The organism is Pseudomonas sp. PME37.24/025, assembly GCF_055556615.1.
This window is the reverse complement of the sequence record NZ_JBVHNK010000155.1, coordinates 1-275: the sequence shown is the minus strand read 5'-3', so window position 1 is coordinate 275 and position 275 is coordinate 1. Positions and strand designations below refer to the sequence as shown.

General features: G+C 65.1%; 1 protein-coding gene. It reads right to left on the bottom strand.

Annotated elements, in window-relative coordinates; translation table 11 throughout:
- Window positions 1-275, bottom strand: a 275-nt coding sequence (locus tag ACZ3HH_RS29890) for a nitroreductase family protein (protein WP_465810177.1), incomplete at both ends; no start/stop codon positions are given.

Here is a 275-nt window from a genome sequence, read left to right as displayed (position 1 = left end):
CTTGCCCACCACCACCATCGCCTCCACCGAGAACTCGGCCGGGACGTTCAGCTCGGTACGGGCCTTGTCCTTGTCGAAACCGGCCATGCCGTGCGCATGCCAGCCGGACAGCGATGCCTGCAGCGCCAGGTAGCCCCAGGCAGAACCGGTGTCGAAGGAATGGGTCGGCGCAGGCACCGCCTCGGTCGCACCCGGCGGCACCATCACGGTACGCGACAGCACCACGAACAGAGCCGATGCATTGGCGCACCACGAACGGTTGAATTCATTCAACA